This is a genomic window from Amycolatopsis dongchuanensis (genome assembly GCF_039542405.1).
Taxonomy (GTDB): Bacteria; Actinomycetota; Actinomycetes; order Mycobacteriales; family Pseudonocardiaceae; genus Amycolatopsis_E; species Amycolatopsis_E sacchari.
In genome coordinates, this window is record NZ_BAABIB010000075.1 from 246409 (window position 1) to 263594 (window position 17186).

A 17186-nucleotide genomic window follows, 5' to 3' on the forward strand; every position below is an offset into this window, starting at 1 on the left:
CGTCAGGACCGGTCGGAGTGGACGGCGGCGCCGACGTCACCCGTGACCTCGGTGGTGGGGCCGGACTCGTCGGCGTAGACCATCAGCGTCGAACCGCCGATCGCCAGGACGATGCCGATGAACCCGTACACCGAGGGCAGGGTCTGGTAGACGATCAGCGAGAGGATGATCGTGAGCACCGGCGCGAGCGCGTTGGTCACCGGCGCGACGATCGTGGCCTTGCCGCGGGAAAGCGCCATCACGAGGAACAACGCGCCGACGGCGTTGAGCAGCTGGGTGCCGAGCGTGAGCGCGGGCGCCTGCCACGGGGCGTGGCTGGGGAACTCCCCCATCATGAACCACGCCACGGGCACGAGGAGCAGGCCGCTGATCGTCATCCACACGAACGTCGTGGCGTCGTTGACGCCGACGGTGGCGGCCTTCTTCATGTAGTAGGCCTGCACGCCCCAGGCGATCATCACGATCAGCGCCAGGACCAGCCACGGTCCCGTCGCCGCGTCACCCGAGCCGCTGCTGATGCTGAACAGGACGATGGACGCCAGCGCCGCGACCACGCCGACGGTGGCGAGCGGGCGGATGCGCTCCCGCAGGATCGCCACGGCCATCAGCACGGTGATCGCGGGCGAGATCGAGATGAGCGGGAAGATCAGGTAGGCCGGGCCGATCGTCAGCGCCTTGAACAACACGAGCTGGCCGCCCGCGCCGGTGAGGCCGACGATCAGGCCGTACAACGCCGCGACCGGCCGCCGGTCGAGCTTCTGGCCGCGCATCGCGAACGCGGCCGGGATGATCATCGTGACCGCCCACAGGATGTAGACCATCTCGTTGGGGTAGTCGTACAAGGACGTCGGGGTGCCGGAGAACGCACCCCACACCCCCCAGAACAACACGAGCAGTCCGGCGTAGGGGATCCAGCGGTTGCCGCGGGGTTTCGTCAGGTCAGGCATCGTCGCCTCCTTGGGGAACGGTGGTCGCGTGGGTCCGCAGCCGGTCGACGGCTTCGGCGCGCAGTGGGGTGCCGGCCAGCCGGGCCGCGTAGAGCGCGGCGCCGAGTACCGGCGGGAGGAGCGGGGTGCACAGCTCGACGGGCGCGCCGTCGAGCCGTTCGCGGAAGGCCTCACGCACTTCGTCGCTGGCGAAAACGCCGCCGGACCACGAAACCGGGACGACCTCTCCGGGTGCGTAGCCGAGGCGGTCGACGGTGGCCAGCACGAGATCGGCCAGCCGCACGCCCGCCTCGCGGAGGATCGCGGCGCATTCGGTGTCGCCGTCGGCCGCGGCGGCGGTGACGACCCTGGCGAGTGCGGCCACCCGCATCCGGTCGCCCTGCCAGCGGTTGAGCACGACGTCGACGAGGTCCAGGTCGGTGGCCAGGCGCAGGTGGTCCCGCAGGTGCCGGAGCAGCGGCCCGGCGGGCAGCCGCCCGTCGGACATCCGCGCGAACGCGTTGAGCCCGCGGATCGCGATCCAGTAGGCGGATCCCTCGTCGTCGAACAGCTCGCCCCAGCCGCCGACGCGCAGTCCACGGCCCGCGCGCTCGCCGTAGGTCATGGACCCGGTCCCGGCGATCACGTTGACGCCGTCAACGGCACCCAGCGAACCCGCCCAGCCGGCGACCATGTCGTTGTCGCAGCGGTACCGCTGGTGGCCCAGCACCCGGCCGGGGATCGCGTTCAGCGTGTCGAGGTCGGCGCTCACCTCGCCGTAGCCGGGCAGCGCGACGAACGCGTACGTGAACGCCGCGGCGGGGATCCCGGTCTCGCCGCACACCGACTCGACCCCGGCCCGCAGGACCTCCTCGACCAGGTCGATGCTGTGCCCGAGGTAGTAGCTGCTCGGCGCGAGCGCGGTGGCGAGCAGCTCGCCGTCGCCGGTCAGCAGCGCGAACGCGGTCTTGGTGCCACCGCCGTCCACCCCGAGGAACACGCCGGCTTCATTCGTCGAGGGCATGGATGGTGACTCCCTTCACGACCCGGTTCACTTCGTGGGCCGGGAACGGGTTGTCCGGGTCGAGCCCGAGCGCGCGGGACGTCGCCAGTGCGACTTGCTGTGCGGCGAGCAGGAGCACCGGTGCGACGGTGGCGTCGGGCAGGTGGCCGAGCCCCGGGAACGACCACGTCTCCTCCTCCGCGTCGTCCCGGCAGCCGATGGTGATCACCTGCCCCTCGGGCAGGTCCGCGCGCAGCTCGCGGGCGATGTCGAGGTCGTAGCGGCGCGTGTAGGGGTCGTTGGACAGGTACACGAGGGCGACCGTGGCGGGGTTGAGCACGGACTTCGGCCCGTGCCGGAACCCCAGCGAGGAGTCGAAGTAGCTCACGACCCGGCCCGCCGTCAGCTCCAGCAGCTTCAGCGCGGACTCGCGGGCGAGCCCGGTCAGCGGGCCGCTGCCGAGGTAGACGAACCGGTCGGCGCCGTCCTCCGCGAGCACGCGCGCCCGCTTGGCGAGGTCGGGTAGCGCGTCCGCCGCGACATCCGCGAGGAGCGTGACGTCCGGGTTCGCGCCCAGCACGGTGAGCGCGGCCAGCATCATGCTGGTGACGCTGGAGGTCATCGCGAAACCGCGGTCGTTGGTGCCCTCGGGCATCAGCAGCGCAAGGCTGTGCTCTCCCGCGGTGTTCCGGTACAGCTGCCCGTCGGGGTTGCACGTGAGGACCAGGTGGTGGCAGTCGGAGAGCACCTCCTCCGCGAGCTCGACCGCGGCGAGCGACTCGGGGCTGTCCCCGGAGCGCGCGAAGGAGACGAGGAGCGTCGGGACGTCCTCGGCCAGGTACTCGCGCGGGTTGCTCACCAGGTCCGTGGTGGCGACGGCGTCGATCCGCCGGCGCAGCGTCCTCGACAGCCCGGGCGCGAGGATCTGCCCGGCGAACGCCGAAGTACCCGCACCGGTGAGCACGATCCGCAGGTCCTCTTTGGCCAGCAGTGGCGCGAGGAACGCGTCGATGCGCGGCTTGTCGGCGGCGAGGGACGCGGCGAGCGTGCGCCAGACGTCCGGCTGCTGGGCGATTTCTCGTGCGGTCCACAGGTTCCCGGTCATGCGGTGACCTTGCCGCAGGCGTAGGCGTAGTCGCGCAGCACGTCGCGGACGTGGTCGATGACCAGCGCCCGTGCGCTGGTGGACAGCTCGCCGGTACGCACACGCCGGTACTGGTCCGGGAGGTGCTGGCTCAGCATCGGCAGCGGGATGCCGACGGTGTCGAGGTTGTGGAACAGCCGGTCCACGGCCGCCGCCACGGCGGGCTGCGGCCAGTAGTACCGCGACCGGTCGCTGTAGCTGTAGCGGCGGGCCAGGCGCTGCTCGCCGGGATCGCCGTCGTAGTACCCCGCCCACCACACGGGGTCGGCGAGCATGGCCGCCTCCAGCTCGTCCACCAGGCGCGACCGGTCGCCCTCGGGCACCAGCTCGTCCTCGATCGCCGCGAGTGCGAACAACGCCTCGCGCAGGGCGAACGTCAAGCCGGGCCCGACCTTGAGCACCGCCCAGTGATCACGCACCAGCCGCGCCAGCGCGTCGCGGGTCTGGTAGTCGGTGGAGTGCGCCTCGAAGACCAGACCGGGGTACTCGGTGACGACCGCGCTGAGGTTCCGCGCCGCCTCGGGCGCGTAGTCGAACACCCGCACGTGGTCGAACTCCACCCCCGGCTGCACGACCAGCGCGATCACCCGCTGCCACGCGTCCGCAACGCCGGCTTCGGCGAACGCGGCGCGGTGCTCGGCGACGGTCGCGCGTGCCGCATCGGGGGTGGTCGGGGTGAGCGACTCGATGGTCTCGCGCGCCCCGCCCGGGACCGGGACCTCGGTGCCGATCACGTAGCTCAGCTCCGCCGGCCTGCCCAGCTCGACGGCCGCCTTCTCGGCCGCCCTGGCGAGCCGGGCGGCCCGCTCGGCGACCAGGGTGCCGGGCAGCGGAACCGGATCGCCCGCGCACGCCTCGCTGCAGTCCAGGTGGATCTTGGTGAAACCCGCCCGCACGTAGGCGGTCACGAGGACGTCGGCGCGGTCCATCGCCTCTTCCGGACCGAGGTCACGCCACCGCTGCGGGCCCAGGTGGTCCCCGCCCAGCACGACCCGCTCGCGCGGCAGGCCGACGCGGTCGACGATCTCGTGCACCAGCGCCGCGAAGTCGGCCGGTCGCATACCGGTATACCCGCCGTACTGGTCGACCTGGTTCGACGTCGCCTCGACCAGCAGCAGCCCGTCACCGGCCAGCGCCTCGAGCGCGGCGGCCTCGATGACCAGGGGGTGCGCGGAACACACGGAGGTGACGCCGACTCCGCCGTCCCGGTGCCGGGACGGCAGTTCGTGCAGTGAAGTCATGCCGCGAAAAGGTAGGGAGACGCAGACTGGTCTGCAATGAATCTGATACTGGTATCGTACTGGTATGTCCGGTCCCTACCGAGGCCTCAAGCCCCTCCCGCTCCCCCGCGGCGCGTTCGACCCGGGTTCGCTCCCGCTGTACGAGCGCATCGCCGGCCGGCTGTGGGAGGACCTGCGGGCGAGCGGGGCGCGCAGCGGTGACCGCCTCCCGTCCGAACGCGTCCTCGCGGAGCGCTACCACGCTTCGCGGGTGACGATGCGCTCCGCGCTGGCGTTCCTCGCCGAGCGCGGGGCCGTGCAGGCCGCCCCGGCCCGGGGCTGGTTCGTCGCGGGCGAGGTGACCACCGCGACCGCCACCACCCACGTCGAGGGGTTCGCCGACTACGCCCGCAAGCACCGGATCCCGCTCAGCAGCCGCGTTCTGCTGTCCCGCGTCCGGCCCTGCACGGTCCGGGAGGCGCAGCGCCTGCGCATCACCCCGGGCGACGACCTCTTCGAGATGCGGCGGCTGCGCTCGCTCAACGGGATGGTCGTCGTCCTCGAACACAACCGGCTGCCGCTCGCCCTGTGCCCGGCCCTCGCCGACACGGACTTCACCCGGGCCTCGCTGTACGCCACGCTGCTGACCGCCGACCCGCCCCAGATCCCGCGCCGTGCCGAGTACGCCGTGGAGGCCAGGCCCCCCAACCGCGAGGAGCAACGGCTGCTGGAGCTGGAAGGCACCTCGGTCCCGGTCCTGATGGCGCGGCAGCTCACCTACAGCCAGCACGGGCATCCGCTGGAGGTCACCGACCAGGCGTACCGGGGGGACCGGTACCAGTTCCGGGCCGGGATCACGTAGCACGGATATCCGGGACATTTCCGGCGCGATCTCTGTCCACAACGGACTGTGTTACGCACATCCCGGCACCGGGGAACGAAAACGCACAACGAAAGTCGTGATTGATCAGGCAAGGTTCGGTGGACTATATGGCAGTCGGGGTCCTGCCGGGACGGGCTCCGTTATCGTCGGAAACGCTCCATCCGAGCGCACTTTCCTGACCAGAGGAGGAGATCGATGCACGCGAACGAAACGCAAGACCTGCTGGAACTCGACGTGCAGGAGTTCGAACTGCCCGCCACCGCCGCTGAGCCGCCGAGCCAGCAGATCCCACCGCGGACCGTGACCACCTGTTCGCTCTGCTGACCGGCGGGCGGGCCCGTCGACGGGCGGGCCCGCCCACTGGGGGAACTCATCGTGGACAACGTTTTCCGTTGCTACCCCACGTTTTTGTTGCGTGCTCCCCTGCTGCCGCGACACCGGCTGCATGCCGCGCCGACCGCGGACGACGGGATGCGCGAACGCCTCGGCTCCCCGTTGCTGCGCGAGGCCGTCGCGGTCGCGAGCCCGGCGTTGGCCGCGGCGGCGGACAAGGTGCAGGCCGGGCAGGAACCGGCATCGCCGCGCTTGCGGAGCGCGCTGGCTCGCTACGAACTCCGCATGGCCGGGCGCCCCACCCCGTTCGGGCTGCTCGCCGGAGTCGCCCTCGGTGAGTTCGCCGACCACGTGGACGCGGTGCTGGGCTCCGCGCACCGCCGGCACGTGCAGCCGGATCATGCGTGGCTGTCGGACTGGGCCGACGAACTGGAGGCGGACGCCGAAGTACTGGCGCGCCTGGAAGTCAGGCCCAACAACCTGTTCACCCGACACGGCGACCGGCTCTCCGTGCCCCACGGCAAGCGGCTCGCCAGCGTGCGCGCGACCGCTGTGGTCGATCACGTCCTGTGTGCCGCGGCCGACGGCATCCGCGTCGCCGAGCTCGTCGACGTTGTCGCACAAGGGTTTCCCGGCCTCGACCGCTCCCGGGTCGCGACACTGGTGACGCAGCTGGTGCGGTTGGGCTTCCTGCGGACGCCCCTGCGCCACGCCGAGGACCCCCTCGCGGCATTCCCGGACCACCAGCGGGCGGCGCGGATCCAGGACCTGATCGACGACTACCGCCGCAGTCCACTCGGTTCGGGTACCGCTCAGCTGGCCGCCCTTCGGTGCGCGACCGGTGCCGATTCCCCGGTCCAGGTCGACCTGGAGCTGGACGCGCGGGTGAAACTTCCCCGTAACGTGGCGCGCGAGCTGGAACAGACCGCCGACGCCGTGTGGCGGCTGTCCGCAATGGACAACGCCCGGTCCCGCGCCCTGACCGCTTACCACGCCAGGTTTCTGGAGCGTTACGGGCTGGGCGAGCTGGTGCCCGTGACCGACCTGCTCGACCCGGACGTGGGCATCGGCCCTCCCGCAGACTACGAAAAGCCGTGGACGGCCGACCCGGACGACGCCCGGCAGCCGGTGCTGAACCGCCTTCTGGTGCAGGCGCTCGTCGACGGCGTCCGCGAAGTCGTACTCGACGACGACCTGATCGCCCAGCTGTCCCCGCCCGGCGGCACTCCCCCGGCCACCGCCGAGCTGTTCACCACCCTGCACGCGGTCTCGCCCGAGGCGCTGGACCGGGGTGAGTTCGAGCTGGTCCTCAATCCCGTCATGGGCACCCAGCTGGCCGGGGCGTCCTTCGGGCGGTTCGGCCACCTCCCCGGTGTCCGCGAACTGCTCGCGGATCTCGCCTCGCGCGACGACCGGGTCCCGGTGCAGCTCACGCACGTGACCACTGAGCCGCGGCACGCGAACGTGACGCGTGCGCCGCTGGTGCTGGACCATTCGCTGGCCGTGGGCACCGGGCAGGCGAGCGAGCTGCGGTTGACCGAGATCGCCGTGGCCGCCGACGCCCACCGGTTGCGGCTGTACTCCGTCTCGCTGGGCCGCGAGATCGTGCCGCGCCTGCTGCACGTGCTGGACATCAGCACGGCGGCGCCGGAGGTCGTGCGGTTCCTGTGGGACGTGTCGATGATGGGCGTGCGCACGCTGAAGCCGTGGAACTGGGCCGCGCTGCGGGATTCCCCGTTCCTGCCCGCGATCCGGTACGGGCGCGCGGTGCTCTCCCCCGCGACCTGGCGGGTCACCGCGGACGACGTGGCCACCGACGACGCGCTGACGGCGTGGCGGAAACGGTGGGGCGTGCCGGACCGGGTGCGGCTGACGCAGGTCGACCAGCAGTTGTGCCTGGACCTGACCGCCTCCGAGCACCGCGTGCTGCTGCGCGAGGACACGCGCAAGTCGGGCACCGCCGTGGTGTGCGAGGACCGGGCGCCGGACCGGGACCAGGGATGGTTGCGGGGGCCGGAGGGCGCCCACGAGGCCGAGCTGGTCGTACCGCTGATCGCCGTCGAACCCGTGGCGCGCCCGGTGAAGACGCCGTTCCCGCTGCGCACGAAGGCGGTGGTCCACCTGCCCGGCGGCGAGTGGGTGTCGGCGCACCTCCAGTGCTCCCCGCACCGGCAACGCGAAGTGCTCGCCGGGCACCTGCGCCCGTGGCTCGCCACGCTGGAGTCCGAAGTGGACCGATGGTTCTTCGTGCGCTACGAAACCGAAGACCAGCGGCCACACATCCGCCTCCGCCTCCACGGCGACGTGCTGCCCCGCTTGCGCGAACAGCTCGCCGCGCTGGCCGACGCGAGGGTCGCCGGTGAGTTTTCGCTGCAGGTCTACCGTCCCGAGGTCGAACGTTACGGCGGCGAGCACCTGATCGGCCTGGCCGAGCGGTTCTTCACCGCCGACAGCCGCCTCGTACTGCGGAGGATGGCCACCGGCCAGGACATCGTCGCGGTCGCCGCCGACGTCGTGGCGCTGGTCAGCTTGTTCCACGGCGAGGACTGGCCCCGCTGGCTGCTGTCGGCCTTCCCGAAGAACGAGACCACGCACAAGGCGTTCACCCGGCGGCGCCGCGACGCGCTGGCGGCCGTCACGCTGGACCCCGTTCCCGGGGACGAGGAGTGGGCCGAGCTGTTGACCCGCTACGGGAAGGAGGCCGCGACAAGCGCCGGGGCATCGCCGGACGAGATCCTGCGGGCGTTGCTGCACCTGCACTGCAACCGCGGGCTGGGCACGGACTTCCGGGCCGAGGCCGAGGTCTACGCCGTCGCGAGGGGTGCCGTGCAGGCACACCTCGACCGCAGGCGGGCGACCCGGTGAACCCACGGGCGTGGCTGGCCGGGGCCGCCGCCCGGCTCAGCCGTCCCGCCGAGGTGGACCTCGGCGACGGCGACTGGCCGCACCACCCGATGTCGCTCGCCGATGGGCACAGCGGGTTCGCGATGGTGTTCGCCCGCCTCAGCGAGGAGTCCCCTGAGCTGCGGAAAGTGGCCCACGAGCACCTGTCCGCCGCTGCGCGCGCACAGCGGCCCGCCGTGGAGAACCTGTTCGACGGCTTGCCTTCGCTGGGGTTCGCCGCGCGCACCATCGCGAGGGCCGAAGGGGACTACCGGGGTCTCCTCGCCCGGGTCGACCCACCGGTGCTGCGGCTTGCCGAAAACCTGGTCGATGCGGAGGAGGCCCGGCTGCGTGACGGAGAGCCCGGCGCCAGGATGGCGCGCTACGACGTCACTTCCGGTCTCGCCGGGCTGGGCCGGTACCTGCTCGCCTGCGGGGCCGAGGCCGTGCTGGCGCGGGTGCTCGGATACCTGGTGCGGCTGACCGAACCGGTCGTCGTGCACGGTCACCGCATACCGGGGTGGTGGACGCCGGATCCGCCGATGCTGGCGGATCCGATGTCACATCCCGACGGGCATCTCAACATCGGGATGGCACACGGCATTTCCGGCCCGCTCGCGTTGTTGGCCTTGAGCCACCGGCAAGGGATCGTCGTCCACGGGCACGAGGAGGCGATGCGCCGGATCGTCACGTGGTTGCTGGCTCGCCGGGGCAGCGACCAGTACGGCCCGTACTGGCCCGCGCTGGTGCCTCTGGAGCAGGAACTCGCCGGTACCGTGGAATCCTTGGCGCCCAGCCGTGTCGCGTGGTGTTACGGCGCGCCCGGGGCGGCACGAGCGGTGCAGCTGGCGGCGACGGCACTGGGCGAACCCGCGTGGGCCGAGGAGGCGAAGTCCACGTTGCGGGCGGCCTTGCGGCGACCGTGGGAACACTGGGGCATCCGGGACGCGTCGCTGTGCCACGGTTCCGCGGGTGCCCTCCACGCCACGGCGCTCGTCCTCGGCAGGGAGGCCGAAGCGCTGCCGAGGCTGTGCGATCACCTGCTGTCGCAACGCGAAGGGGACGCCGTGGTCACCGTGCCCCCGAACCGGCCGGGGTTCCTCGACGGCACGGCGGGAACGTTGTTGGCGCTGCACGAACACCTGAACCCGTCGTCGTCTCCCGCTCGCCTGCCGTGGAGCGCCGCTTTGCTACTGACGTGAACCGAGCAGCCGCCTGGCCGCGAGCATCGCGCCGTCAGTGCCGACCCTCGCGGCCAGCGCCTTCGCCCGGGCACGGGTTTCCGGCGCGAGTGCCGTCTCGATCGCAGCGTACAGCGCTGCACCGGCCGGAGCTCCCCCGTGCAGTGCCACGCCCACCCCGAGGTCCGCGATCCGGTCGGCCCAGTACGGGTTGTCCGCCACCGGCAGGGGGATCACCACCTGCGGCACACCCGCCCGTGCCGCCACCAGCGTCGTGCCCGCGCCGCCGTGGTGCACGACGGCGGCGACGCGCGGGAACAGCCGCTGCTGGTTGACCTCGCCGATGGCGAACAGGTCCTCGCGGCCGTCGACCAGGTCCAGGTCCGCCCAGCCGCGGGAGACGAGCACCCGGTGCCCCTGCGCGCGGATGGCCTCGACGGCCCGGTGACCGATGTCCGGTGACGGCCGCATGCTGCCGAAGCCCACGTACACCGGCGCGGCTCCGGCGTCCAGGAACGCCACCAGCTCGGCCGGGAGCGGGCGTTCGTCGGGCAACGTCCAGGCACCGGTCTGGACCACGTCGAGGCCCGCGGTCTCCCGCCACGGGCCCAGGACCGGATCCGCCGCCAGCCACGGGCGGCCGGAGTAGACGTGACCGCGGACGTCGTCCACGGGTGGCAGGCCGAGCGCCGCCCGGTGGTGGTTGAGGGTCTCGGCGAACTCCGCGTGCACGCGGCGGGCGTCCATCTCCCACCGCGTCCGGTTGTCGTCCGACTCCGGCTCCGGCCAGCCCGGCCGCGGTGGCGGGGCGTGGTGCGGGGACGGCAGGTTGACGGCCGAGTAGGCCACGTACACGTAGGAAATGCCCGCAGCTTCGGCGACCGAGCGCGCGGCGACCTGCGCCAGGCCCGCCGCCACCAGCACGTCGCACCCGGCGGCCGCCGCGGGGAGGGCCTCGAACTGCGCGCTGACCAGCTCCGTGCGATACCGCGACAGTTCCGCCGCCGATAGCGGAGCCGTGTCGCGCATCAGCTCCCGCACCGACGGGCCCACGGGCACCCGCGGGATCCCGAATTCCGCCGGGCGCGGCGCGAAATCCTCGTCCGGCGGGGTGCAGATCCGCACCTCCGCCCCGAGTTCCCGCAGGCGCACCGCGAGTGCCACCAACGGTTCGACGTCACCCCTCGTCCCATACGTCGACAACAGCACCCGCACCCCCCGACGGTACTGCGAACTCTGCCCCGGTGGGCAGTGCCGGCCGTCGATCGGGCCCGAACGCGCACGACGGGACAACCGTTCGGTGCATAGTTCGTCCGTGCCCCTCCCCGATGTTTCGGTCGTGCTGCCCTGCGCCGGGTTCGGCACGCGCTTCGGCGCGCCCTACCCGAAGGAGCTGCACAGCCTGGCGCCCGGCGTCACCGTGCTGGACCGCAGCCTGGAGGGGGTCGTCGCGCTGGCCGACAGCGGCCTGGAAGTGCGGCTGGTCGTGGTGTGCAGACCCCACAAACTGGACACGGTGAGCTATCCCGGCGCTACGCCGGGAAGTTCCAGATCGTCTTCGTGTTCCAGGACGAAGCGTTCGAACCGGGACTCGAAGGGGCGATCCGGTCGGCGCTGCCGATGACCCACGGGCCGGTGGCCCTCGTGCTCCCCGACATCGTGGTGTCCGGCGCGGAAAGCCTGCTCTCCGCGGTGCGGCAGCTCGGCACGACGGACTGGAGCTTGGTGGCCGTCGAAGAGCGGGATTCCGGCGTGCTGCGGGAGATGGGCGCGTTGGCGGTCACCGGCGAAAACGGTGTCGCGAAGGTCGAGGCGGCCGCCGAGAAGCCCGACGATCCCACGGGTTTCAACGCGTTCTGGGGCATGGTCGCGGTTTCCGAGCACGAGGCGCACCGGTTGCCCGACGTGGTGCGGAAAGGAGCGGACAACCCGCTGGCCGGTGCGTTCGCGCTCCTCGTGGACCGCATCGTCAACTACAACACCGCCGACGGATGATCAGCGGCAGGAGTCCGTTCGGGCAGAGTTCGGCCGCGGCCGGCCGGCCGTGGTGTTAGCTGTCCGGAAGGACTGAAAGCGTTTCCCGGAGAAGCATGCTCGACGACGTGATGGCGGCCCTCGACACCGTCCTGCCCCGGCTGGCGGCGGTCACGGGCACCCCGGGGGTCGCCGTGGCGGTCGCGACGAGCACCGAACTGCGCACGGCCGCGACCGGGTTCGCCGACCTGCGCGCGGGCACCCCGATGACGGCCGACACGGTCGCACCGGCGGGCTCGCTCACGAAACCCGTGACAGGGCTGGCATTCCTGCGACTGGTGGAAGCGGGCGAAGCCGGCCTGGACACGCGGATCGACGAGGTGCTGCCGCCGGGTTTGCGTGGTCCGGACCCCGCGCCGGTCACCGCCGCGATGCTGGCCGCCCACCAAGGTGGTTACTACAGCGACATCGTGGCCGCGACCGCGCAAACCGCGCCGGCCGAAGGAATCCTGGACTTCGTCCGCCGCCGGCACGAAACCGGACGCGCCGTGGAGTACGGCGGGGCGCTCCCGCTGACGACGAAACCGGGCCCGTACTCGTACTCCACCTTCGGCGTCGGGGTGCTCGGTGGCGCCGTCGAGCACCTGACCGGCGAACCCTACGGCGACCACGTGCGGCGGCACGTGTTCGCGCCGGCCGGGATGCGCGACACGAGCATCGACGACGGCACGGGCCGGCCGCGGTCCGGCGGCGCGGCCGGTTACATGGCGTTCGGCGACTGGTGCCTGCCCAGCCCGCCCCTGCGTTCGTCGGCGTACCCGGGCGTCGGGATGCACTGCAGCGCCACGGATGCCGGTCGGCTGCTGCAATCCCTGCTGCGCACCGCGAGGGGCGACCGCGGTGTCGTCGGGCCGGACTCGCTCGCGGCCATGGTGACGCCGCGGGTCGCGCGGCCGAGCCCGCACGGCGTGAAGTCGTTCTCCGGCCTGACACTCGAACTCGCCGACCCCGAGCTGGGTGAGGACTGGTGGTGGGGTCACACGGCGGCCTTCCCGTGGGGGTTCTGGTGGGAGGCCAGGGTCTGGCCGCACCGCGACGTCGCCGCCGTCGCGGTCGGCAACCGGTGGGACATGGCGCGGTTCCACAACCCCGCCGGCCGCAGCGCGCCCGGGCTCGCCGTCGAGTGGGCCGGGCGCTGGGCCGCGTCCGGTGTCCCGCAAAGCCTTCCGGCGCGAGACGGGCGGCTCCGCTGGACCGGGCCGCGGCCCACCCCGGAAAGCTCGTACTGGATGGGCGTTCTCGTCGGGGAACGCGTCCACGGGCTGTTGTCCGTGCCCGACCCGCTGCCGCCCGCGACGACGGAAGGGGCCCGCTGCCTCGGCGACTCCGAACCGGACGGCTGGGACCCGGAGGCGTTCGGGCGCGGGGTAGCGCAGGCGCGGGCCGCCTCCCCCGACCCGGAAGAGCTCCGCGCGCTGGGCAAGGGCCTCGGCCACGGCGCGGCGTTGTGGATGCTGGAGTGCGGGGCGTCGAGCGCCGAGGTGACGATGCCGGTGGACTTCTTCGCCCGCTGACGCTCAGCGCAGCCGCACGTGCAGGCTGACCCGGTGGCGGGCGCGCGGCAGCGGCACCCACTCCGGCTCGTCCACCGGGTGCATCGCGGGAAAGCGCTCGAACAGGCCGCGCAACGCGACCTCCGCCTCCAGCTTCGCGAGGGCGACGCCGAGGCAGAAGTGCGGCCCCCAGCCGAACCCGAGGCTGCCCTCGCGGCGGCCGTGCTCGGCCTGCCAGCGCACGTCGGCGTGGCGCGGATGGGCGAACTGGGCGGGATCGCGGTTCGCGGCGCCGAGCACGGCCTGCACCGGGTCCCCCGCCGCGATCCGCACGCCGCCCACCTCCAGGTCGGTCGCGGCGTACCGCAACCGGGCGAGCTGCACCGGGCCGTCGGTGCGGACGAGTTCGCGCACCGCCGCCGGCCAGAGCGCCGGTTCGGCGCGCAGCAGCTCCCGGTGGGCGGGGTTCCGCATGAGGGCGAGTGCGCCGTTGGACAGCAGGTGCGCCATGGTCTCGTGCCCGGCGAGCACGAGGAACACCACCAGCGCCACGATGTCGACGTCGGTCAGCCCGCCCTGGGCGATGACCTGGCTCACCAGGTCGTCCCGGGGCTCGGCGCGCCGCCGCTCGACCAGCGCGTGGCAGGAGGAGACCATCTCGCCGAACGTCGGCGTGATCTGTGCCGGGTCTTCGCCGACGAGCACCTTGCCCCAGCGCCACCAGTCCGCCCAGTCGGTCTCCGGGACGCCGACCAGTTCGCAGACCACGGCCGTCGCCACCGGGTAGGCGAAGACGTCGAGCAGGTTCACGGGAGTGTTCCCGGCACCCGGCGCGGCCTCGACGTCGTCGAGCAGCTCGTCGACGATCTGCTGCACGCGGGGGCGGAGTTCGCTCACCCGCGAGGCGCTGAAGGCGTGGCTGATCCTGTGGCGCAAGCGGGTGTGCTCGGGCCCGTCCAGGCTGAGCATGCTCGCGCGCAGGTACGGCAGGTGCTCCGGAGGCGTGCCCAGCGCGAGGAAGGCCTGCTCCTGCGTCTGCGCGCCCTGGCCCGGCAGGCCGGTGGGATCGGTGCGCACGGCCGGGTTCGTGAGCACCGCGCGGACGTCCTCGTTCCGCGTGACGAGCCAGCCCTCCTCGCCGCTGGGCAGCCGGGCCCAGCAGATCGGCGACTCGGCGAGGACTCGGTCGTAACCGCACACCGGGTCGGCGAGGACGGCCGGGTCACGCAGGTCCACCACGGGTTCGGGCATTCGACCATGGTGCCACGCGGTTTTCGCCACGACGGCTGGTTGACACAGCGGGCAACGACACTGCCCGCCCGGTTCTCGTACCCTGGGCGGATGGCCACCCTGGTATCGGTCAACGTCGGGATGCCCGCGGACGTGCCGTGGCGCGGCAGGACGGTGCACACGGGCGTGTACAAGCGGCCGGTCACCGGCGCCAGGGTGGTCCGGCGGCTCAACGTCGACGGTGACGGGCAGGGCGACCTGGGCGGGCACGGCGGTGAGCACCGGGCCGTGCTGGTGTACCAGACGGAGGCCTACCGCTTCTGGCGGGCGGAACTGGGCCGCGAGGACCTCGAACCCGGTGCCTTCGGCGAGAACTTCACGGTCGACGGCCTGCTCGACGCCGAGGTCTGCATAGGCGATCGCTACCGCATCGGCGGTGCCCTGTTCGAGGTGTCCCAGCCACGCGTGACGTGCTACCGGGTGGGGTTGCGCCTCGGCGAGGAGCGGATGGCGGCGTTGCTGGTTTCCCACCGCCGCCCGGGTTTCTACCTCCGGGTGCTCGAAGAGGGCGAAGTCGAGGCCGGGCAGGAGATCGTCAAGGTCGCCGGCGGGCCGGAAGGGATGACCGTCGAGGAGCTCGACGGCCTGCTCTACCTGCCGGGACACACCCGCGAGCAGGTCGAGCGCGCGCTGCGGATACCCGCGCTCAGCCCCGGCTGGCAGGGCTCGCTGCGCAAGCTCCTCGACCGGGCGGACGACGAAATGGATGGATCATCCGGGAATGTGGGGCTCACCGACGCGGCGAGCGCCCCGCCTCCCGGCTGGCCGGGTTTCCGGCCGCTGCGCGTGGTGGACGTCAAGGCAGAGAGCCGCGACGTGCTTTCGCTGACGCTGGCCGATCCCGGCGGCGCACCGCTGCCGGACGCGCGGCCGGGGCAGTTCCTCACGGTCAAGGTCCCCGCTGGGGACGCGGCGCTGGTCCGCAGCTACTCGCTGTCCGGCGGGCAGGGCGTCGGCCGGTACCGGATCAGCGTGAAGATCGAGCCGCACGGCGCGGCCGGCGCCAGGCTGCGCGACGAGGTCCGGGCCGGGAGCACCCTCGACGCGGCCGCGCCCCGCGGCGTTTTTTCGCTGCAGGACGGCGAAAACCCGGTTGTCCTGCTGTCGGCGGGGATCGGTGTGACGCCCGTGCTGGCCATGCTCCACGCGCTCGCCCGGGCGCGGAGCGAGCGTGAGGTGTGGTGGCTGCACGGTGCCCGCGACGGCAGCGAGCACCCCTTCGCCGGGGAAACCCGTGCCCTGCTGGGAAAACTCCCGCACGCCCGCTCGTTCGTCTACTACAGCAGCCCCCGTGCCGCCGACCGGCGCGGCGCCGACTACACGGAGGCAGGCCGGCTGACGCAGGACGTCATCCGCGCCTTGGCGCTGCCCACCACCGCGGACGCCTACGTCTGCGGCCCGGCGGCCTTCCTGACGAACATGACGCAGGCGCTGACCGGATGCGGCTTGGCGCCCGCGCGCGTGCACACCGAGGTCTTCGGTGCCTTGGGCGCCCTCACGCCGGGGCTGCGCGAGGCCACGACCACGCCGCACCCGCCGCCGGGTCCGCCCGGCGGCGGGCCGGCTGTTTCCTTCGCGCGGAGCGGGCTCACCGTGCCCTGGGACGACCGGCACGGCTCGCTCCTGGAACTCGCCGAGGCGTGCGACGTGCCGGTCCGCTGGTCGTGCCGGACCGGCGTCTGCCACACCTGCGAACTGGCCCTGCTCTCCGGCGCCGTCGGCTACCGGCCCGAGCCGCTGGAGCCCCCCGGCGGACGGGAACGTCCTCATCTGCTGCGCGAAACCCGCCGAACCGGTCGTGCTGGATCTTTGAGCAGGGTCAGCGCCGCAGCCGGGCGAGCATGAGGGTGGGGTCGTCGCCCGCGAGGTTGGCGCCGTTGGTGACGTAGACACGATCTCCCCTGACGGCGACAGCCGTGGTGCCCTGCATGCCGTCCCCCGCGTCGAGGAGGGTGTCGTGCGTGCCGTTCGCGTTCACGCGCACGAGCTCGTTCGCCTGGTTGATCGCGGCGAGGATTTCGTCGCCCCGGCCCGTGAAGTCGAAGTCGTCGATGCCCGCCAGGCCCGTGGCGCGGACCTCCGCGCGGCCGGAGCCGCCGTCCCTGGTGACCGGGATGCGGACGATCGTGCCGCGGTCGGAGTTGCTCGCCCACACGGCACCGTCGTGCACCTTCATGCCGTTCGCGCCGAAGAAACCGTTAGGGGCCAACGTCGGGTCCGCCGACCACACGGTCGCCCGGCCGCCACCCAGCGGGGCCTGCCAGATGCGCCCACCCGCGGAATCGCTGACCAGAAAGCGCTTTCGCGCGGCATCGATGACGAGGGCGTTCGGCATCGTGTCGGCGGGCAGCGGTACGACGAGCCGCGGTGCACCCGAGCGAGGGAGCTGCCAGATGCCTGTCAACCCGCCCTGGCCTGAGGAGTAGAGGAAGTACAACGTCCCGCTGTCGGCGCGGGCCACTCCGGTGACGACAGGATCGCCGACGACGGGGGTGGTCCCGCCGCCGCCCGGCGGCAACGGCATCGTGGTGAGCACGGCGACCGCCCCGTCCGGCGCGACGCGCACGACCTGGCGGGCGGGGATCATGCCGATGACCACGCCACCGCCGGGCTCCAGCGCGATGCTTTCGGCGGCCTGGCCCGCGGCCCGGTCGAAGTGGGCGAGGACGCGGACCTCGCCGAGGCTGCTCGCCGACGCCGGAACCGCGGTGCCGACGACGAGGAGTGCGGCGAGGCCGAGTGTGCGGATCGTTTTCACGCTCCCAGCGTCGCTTCCCCGGCGGCGGTCCGGCCAGG

At 72.5% G+C, this 17186-nt stretch carries 14 protein-coding genes; 7 read left to right on the top strand and 7 right to left on the bottom strand.

Annotation, left to right across the window (positions count from 1 at the left end; translation table 11 throughout):
* Window positions 1-2: 2 nt before the first annotated feature.
* From ABFX51_RS18815 to ABFX51_RS18830, 4 genes are read right to left on the bottom strand one after another with little or no spacing between them, the layout of a single operon-like run.
* Window positions 3-947 carry a DMT family transporter gene (locus ABFX51_RS18815; RefSeq protein ID WP_346054365.1) on the bottom strand — a complete coding sequence of 315 codons (945 nt, stop codon included), beginning with the start codon at window positions 945-947 and terminating at the stop codon, window positions 3-5.
* A complete protein-coding gene (locus tag ABFX51_RS18820) occupies window positions 940-1950 on the bottom strand; it encodes an N-acetylglucosamine kinase (RefSeq protein ID WP_346054366.1) in 1011 nt (336 codons plus the stop codon). Before ABFX51_RS18820 ends, ABFX51_RS18815 begins: the two co-directional genes overlap by 8 nt.
* Window positions 1934-3034: an SIS domain-containing protein gene (locus ABFX51_RS18825; RefSeq protein WP_346054368.1), complete on the bottom strand. Its 1101-nt coding sequence runs from the start codon at window positions 3032-3034 to the stop codon at window positions 1934-1936. Before ABFX51_RS18825 ends, ABFX51_RS18820 begins: the two co-directional genes overlap by 17 nt.
* Window positions 3031-4314: a D-tagatose-bisphosphate aldolase, class II, non-catalytic subunit gene (locus ABFX51_RS18830; RefSeq protein WP_346054369.1), complete on the bottom strand. Its 1284-nt coding sequence runs from the start codon at window positions 4312-4314 to the stop codon at window positions 3031-3033. The genes ABFX51_RS18825 and ABFX51_RS18830 overlap by 4 nt, the downstream gene beginning before the upstream one ends.
* A 64-nt stretch (window positions 4315-4378) precedes the next feature.
* Between ABFX51_RS18830 and ABFX51_RS18835 the strand changes: the two genes are divergently transcribed.
* The 4 genes from ABFX51_RS18835 to ABFX51_RS18850 all read left to right on the top strand — a co-directional run bounded on the left by ABFX51_RS18835 (window position 4379) and on the right by ABFX51_RS18850 (window position 9594).
* The gene (locus ABFX51_RS18835) at window positions 4379-5155 is read left to right on the top strand and encodes a GntR family transcriptional regulator (RefSeq protein WP_091507200.1); all 777 of its coding nucleotides are present in this window, start codon (window positions 4379-4381) and stop codon (window positions 5153-5155) included.
* Between the two features lie 216 nt (window positions 5156-5371).
* A complete protein-coding gene (locus ABFX51_RS18840) occupies window positions 5372-5500 on the top strand; it encodes a hypothetical protein (protein WP_346054371.1) in 129 nt (42 codons plus the stop codon).
* 51 nt (window positions 5501-5551) lie between these two features.
* On the top strand, window positions 5552-8374 hold the full coding sequence (locus ABFX51_RS18845) for a lantibiotic dehydratase (protein ID WP_346054372.1): 2823 nt from the start codon (window positions 5552-5554) through the stop codon (window positions 8372-8374).
* Window positions 8371-9594, top strand: coding sequence for a lanthionine synthetase C family protein (locus tag ABFX51_RS18850; protein ID WP_346054373.1), 1224 nt, complete (start codon window positions 8371-8373; stop codon window positions 9592-9594). Before ABFX51_RS18845 ends, ABFX51_RS18850 begins: the two co-directional genes overlap by 4 nt.
* On the opposite strand, the gene ABFX51_RS18855 is transcribed toward ABFX51_RS18850, so the two are convergent.
* The gene (locus ABFX51_RS18855) at window positions 9583-10788 is read right to left on the bottom strand and encodes a glycosyltransferase (protein WP_346054374.1); all 1206 of its coding nucleotides are present in this window, start codon (window positions 10786-10788) and stop codon (window positions 9583-9585) included. The two genes, ABFX51_RS18850 and ABFX51_RS18855, sit on opposite strands and share 12 nt — an antisense overlap.
* 276 nt (window positions 10789-11064) lie before the next feature.
* On the opposite strand from ABFX51_RS18855, the gene ABFX51_RS18860 reads away from it, so the two are divergent.
* Together ABFX51_RS18860 and ABFX51_RS18865 are read left to right on the top strand one after the other, a co-directional pair.
* Window positions 11065-11568: a glycosyltransferase family protein gene (locus tag ABFX51_RS18860; RefSeq protein WP_346054375.1), complete on the top strand. Its 504-nt coding sequence runs from the start codon at window positions 11065-11067 to the stop codon at window positions 11566-11568.
* A gap of 95 nt (window positions 11569-11663) precedes the next feature.
* Window positions 11664-13121, top strand: coding sequence for a serine hydrolase domain-containing protein (locus tag ABFX51_RS18865; RefSeq protein ID WP_346054376.1), 1458 nt, complete (start codon window positions 11664-11666; stop codon window positions 13119-13121).
* A 3-nt stretch (window positions 13122-13124) separates the two neighbouring features.
* Here the strand turns inward: ABFX51_RS18865 and ABFX51_RS18870 are convergent, their stop codons facing one another.
* Window positions 13125-14351: a cytochrome P450 family protein gene (locus ABFX51_RS18870; RefSeq protein WP_346054377.1), complete on the bottom strand. Its 1227-nt coding sequence runs from the start codon at window positions 14349-14351 to the stop codon at window positions 13125-13127.
* Between the two features lie 90 nt (window positions 14352-14441).
* Between ABFX51_RS18870 and ABFX51_RS18875 the strand changes: the two genes are divergently transcribed.
* The gene (locus tag ABFX51_RS18875; protein ID WP_346054378.1) at window positions 14442-16235 is read left to right on the top strand and encodes an MOSC domain-containing protein; all 1794 of its coding nucleotides are present in this window, start codon (window positions 14442-14444) and stop codon (window positions 16233-16235) included.
* Here ABFX51_RS18875 and ABFX51_RS18880 read toward each other — a convergent pair.
* The gene (locus ABFX51_RS18880) at window positions 16210-17148 is read right to left on the bottom strand and encodes an SMP-30/gluconolactonase/LRE family protein (protein WP_346054379.1); all 939 of its coding nucleotides are present in this window, start codon (window positions 17146-17148) and stop codon (window positions 16210-16212) included. The genes ABFX51_RS18875 and ABFX51_RS18880 overlap by 26 nt on opposite strands.
* Window positions 17149-17186: the final 38 nt, after the last annotated feature.